Below are 4,812 nucleotides of genomic sequence, written 5' to 3' on the forward strand. Positions count from 1 at the left end.
GTCAACGATGGCCGCCGAGTCGCGTTCGGTTACGAAGCTGCAGGCTGTTGCATCTTTGAACCTGCTCCACCAGTAAGCCGCGTAGTTGCGGCAATTCTGATCGATCATGCTGGTCACCTTGTCCTGGGCCTGTTGTTGCAGTTTGGAAGGATCTGTTTCATAGGGATTGATGCCCAGCTCCTGTTGGGTGATATAGCGGCGTGGATCGATGAAGATGCGGTAGCTGTCATTATCGAGCACGGGATAGCCCTGGCTAAACAGAAAATCGGAGATCATCATTTTCTTTTTGGCCAGGTAAATAGCCTTGAACTTGTTCCAGGCATCATCGAGCTCTGTTTCACAAAGCACCGAAGGGTTATATACATTGGCGGAGTTCATGTACTGGGCAATGCACGTGGCGTCCATGCCGCCATTGGCCTGGATGCCGCATTTTACCAGCATATTGCTCAGCGACCACAGGTTGGCCCACTCTACCGGCCTGGGGCGGCCGAATATATAGATGACCCTGGTGATCATGGCCCGCGTCAGCGAGTCGGTCATCCGCGATTTATAAGCGGGGTTATTCTGGTAGAAGGGATCGGGATTGGCGGCGGGGAACGCACTGGCCGGTGAGGAGGTCATCTGAAGCGGGTTCAGATAGCCGGCCTGCACGGCTTCACTGTAGGTGTTCACCTTGCTCATGGCTTCATCCCATTTATTGCTTTGCACCAGCTGCGAAAAATTACTATACACCTGGTATTCGGGATGGCGCCGCAGCATCATCGCCATCAAAAAGGCGCTATTGCCAAACCGGCTGTATAAATTATACCAAATTCTGTTTTTCTGTGCATACACGCCATCGCCTGTCATTTGCGCATACATGCGCTGTGCATAATCATCGACTTCAGCATTATCGTCTTTAGCAATGTCGCCATTAGTATTGCAATCGCCCAGTTGTTGTTTTACCAGTTCACTTTGCTCGTGATAAATATCTTCAAAGGTGGTCTTGAGGTTATTGGGCATGTAAATATTATCGCGGTAATACTCCTTACCGGCCTGGCTGATCGAGAGTTCTTTGGTAACGGTATACGAGCCTTCGGGCAGCGGCAGGCTGAATGATTCGGAAAGGCCCCGCGATGGATCGCTGCAGTTACTATTAATACTACTCAGCGAAAAATTTGATTTTTTATAAACATAGGGCACACCGCCGGGCATGTTCTTGTTATTACACTCGTCGATTATTGTGATCGTAAGATCGTACAAACAATCGTAGCAAACATCAGCACCGGCCCAGTTGGCCAGTTTGAGTGTTTGCGGGTTGAGTGTATAGGTAAAGGTGTAAGAATTTTGCGAACCGGTAGTATTCCTGGGCACTAGCAGCGTACGGGTAAACACCACGCTGTTGCCTTTTACTATATTATTGACCGGGGTTAGCAGCGCTTCGGTTGTAGTGGACGTTGGAAAGCTGCCCAATGGCGTTAGGTTGTCGGGGTTGGCGCCTGCTAGCGCGGTGGCCACCGTGCGGCCTTTCATATCTACATAAGTCACAGTATATTGTCCGTTGGCATCCCGCACCATATTCTTCTGGTAGTGTGCAGCATCGCCCACATCAGTGCCAAACAGCGCATCCAGGTCGTTTTGGCTGGCGGAGGCGTAAAAGTACCGGGTATCATGCGCGCCCAAACGGAACTCTTTACCCAATCCTCCCTGTGCTACTACACGCCCGGTATTATCCTGCGTATATTTTGTTTCTGAGAATGGGAAGGTCTCTGCATCGGGGATATAACGATTAATGCCGTTTTGTTTTAAGGGATTCTGCTGAGAATAATATTGTGAAGCCCCCGCATCAGTGCCCATGCCCGGAGCAGCCACATCACAATAATCAGTAGTTGCCCCATCGTACAGGTCTTTGGTATACTCCGAACCCGGAGCGTTCAGGTCCAGCTTCGTGTTTGCCAAAGGCGTGAACTCGATAACACTGCTCAGTGTGGGTGCCGGCAGTACATTTATTACCGCCCTTCCCTGGTAATCATATAACAATGCCCCTACTGTAGTGGTTTGGGAAACATTGTCTTTGGTCACAGATTGTCTTCCTTTTAGCGTTCCATCAAAATACTGGACCACACTTTTTAATTTGCCTTCTTCGGAAAAAGTGGTGGAAGCCTGCCAGGTCAGGTTGTTCTGATGTCCATTGAAAGCGGCTTTGCCCAACCCGTTCGTGAGGTCGTATTCCGGGCTCCACCGCGAGGTAAGCCGCTCGCCGCTGGGCAGTTGCTGCACCGCCCGGTACCTGAAAACCACCTTCCCATCTTCATTGAACAGCAAGGGAATATTATACGTTAGCTCATTTATGGTTACCCGGGTTGCATTGTTACGAAAAGCATTCTGGGCAAAAGCTGCCGAGCCGTATGCCCCATACCGGTTATCGGCAATGGCTTCATTACTGACAAAGGTCCACTCCAGGTCGTAGGCTCTCGCCCATTTATTGGCAGGCCAGCTTATTGGTAACACATCGGTATTACCTGTGATGCTGGTTGTATAGCTGTTAAAAGCCCCTACTCCGCAATCGGTGCAATCGGTGGTATAGCTGCGATCAATGCGCATATCATTGGTGAGCTTAATGATGGAGCGGGCCAGGTTATCGCTGATATGAGTGCTGGGAACAATGCTGTTGATCGTTACATCTACCTGGCGGCCATTGCTGAAGTAAAAGATATCCGATCTTTTATACGGAAAGTTTTTACTGTAGGTAATGACAAAACTGCGGGTGGTGGTGGCCGGTGTACCGCCTGCCGTTTGCAACACACTTATAGTGGTATTTACAGTTATGCTGAAGGTATCGGGCAACAGGGTGCTGCCAAACTGGGCCTGTTCATTAAAGGCTACCGAAACGATATTGTTGATCTCATTGACGGCTGTTACCGCAGGCTTCGAATTGGGCGCCGCCAACAGCGGATCGCTCAACGGTATTATTCTACCATCGGCCAGCGGTGTTTGAGCGCCATCCGCCATATTGGTGTACTCTTCGTACTTCCATTGCGCCCACGATCCGGTGCAAAGAAGCAAGCTACCTATCAGGCATACTGCCAGGAATACAATACGTTTCATATAGTCGATAATTTGAACCTTATTATTCTTTTACTTTTATTTTTCACAAAACAAACTATAAAGCTCTTGTTTACCAGCTTTAACCAGGGATGAAGCAAAGCATGATCAATCTAACAAAGCACAACAAAAGTTGTAGCCGTTGCGATTATTAAGGTGGCTTTTAATATCAATATCGCCACCATAAGAACAAGAGTATAATACTCATTATTAATTCGATACTAAAAAAGATACGTCTTTTGGTTTTCTTAAAAACAAGAATAGCTATAAGAGTCATTGCAAGAGCTATCCAACCAATAAAAAGTCCAACTATCGAATAATTTTCGCTTTTTGCCTCTATTTCCAATACCTAATAATTTTTTAGGCATTAGATATAAGCACCGTGTTTAAGTTATGTTACTATATATTCGAGCACTTTATTGTGTAAAGGTTGTGGAGATTGCAGCGTAACAATTATCAGTAACTTTTCTTACTCGCCCTTCTAATAGTCTTCTTTTTTCGCTTTTCAAACCCTTCATACATTTCAGACTTTAATTGCACTTTTACTTCATCCAAAATGCCTAATTTCCCAAAATTATCAAATAACACCTTTTCAGATATTCCTTCTAAAGCCCAAATTCCTTCCCTCAATAAAAAGGAGTTATTTGAAATATTATATAAGCCCAATTGGCCTGATTCTATGGTAAGGGTGTCTTGTATTCTTTGTTTTATATAAAAATATTTGCTTTTCCCAATATCAATAATGGTTACAAAAAATAATGAATCATATAGTGTTATCCGACACGAGGACTTACAGTTTGGCAAAATTATTTTTCTTTGTTCAAAAAACAAACTGGTAGAATCCTGAGCTTTTATGTTAGCGGAAAAGCTCGTCACAAATAATAATATTGATAATTGTTTTTTCATTTTGTTGCAGTTACTGATACGTTTGCGTCATATTGACCATTAGATCTTGCACTTATTGTACTGTCATGATCTGAAACATCCCACTTTATTTTTACATCTTTTCCATATTTTTTTGTTAACATATCCGTATAAGTTTTTTGAACTACATCATCCATTTTGCTATCAGTAGTTATTATAATTTGAAACTTCTTTAATGCCTCTTTTCCTGCCGCCTTTTTAATTCTATCATAGTTTGCCTTTACCATTCCATCAAATGTATTAAATGCGCCAGCTTTAAAATTGTATCCTGCCCCCCATCCTTCGCTAATTCCTTCCGTAAATTTTGCTGGACTAAATGTTAGGCTTTCTCCTACGACTTTTTCTCTTCCTCTAGAATCTGTTTCCGTAACTGTAACACTAAAATCTTTATCATTCTCCACTTTCTGAGAAGCATTATTTATTATAAATGATTCACCTTTATGAAAATTCGAACTATTATGTTGGTCTTTACTTTTCCCTGCAGACATCGTAAACCCATTTCGAATCCGTAATATTTCAGCAGATTGATCATTTTCACTATGATCAGTAAACGTGATTTTCATATTTTCGTTTATCCTGGTTTTAATATTGTTTACGGTTCTAATAATGATCTTTGCAACGCCCGAATTTCCAATAGGCTCATAAATTACTAAATATTTTTCCAATCCGTCCAAATCAATACTTCTAATTACATCATTTTCAGCAAATGCATAAGGTGTCATAAATGGATAACTCTTTGTCAACGGATCAACAGACAAAAACTTCCCCACCCTCGGATCATAAATCCTCATCCCATAATCCTGC

3 protein-coding genes are annotated in these 4,812 nt (G+C 43.6%); all 3 read right to left on the bottom strand.

Annotated elements, in window-relative coordinates; all coding sequences use genetic code 11:
- Positions 1–3,087 (bottom strand): hypothetical protein (locus A3860_RS34310; protein WP_143774410.1); only part of this gene is annotated, 3,087 nt, incomplete at its 3' end.
- Between the two features lie 453 nt (positions 3,088–3,540).
- Positions 3,541–3,990, bottom strand: coding sequence for a hypothetical protein (locus tag A3860_RS34315; RefSeq protein WP_081155122.1), 450 nt, complete (start codon positions 3,988–3,990; stop codon positions 3,541–3,543).
- Positions 3,987–4,812: RHS repeat-associated core domain-containing protein (locus A3860_RS34320; RefSeq protein WP_216823578.1), on the bottom strand; the 826-nt coding region annotated here is incomplete at its 5' end. The genes A3860_RS34320 and A3860_RS34315, both read right to left, overlap by 4 nt.

This window comes from Niastella vici (assembly GCF_002077945.1).
In the GTDB taxonomy this organism is placed as follows: domain Bacteria; phylum Bacteroidota; class Bacteroidia; order Chitinophagales; family Chitinophagaceae; genus Niastella; species Niastella vici.

Excerpts from the sequence above, each read along its gene's own strand:
- A3860_RS34315 (WP_081155122.1), bottom strand. The coding sequence starts at position 3,990 with ATGAAAAAACAATTATCAATATTATTATTTGTGACGAGCTTTTCCGCT.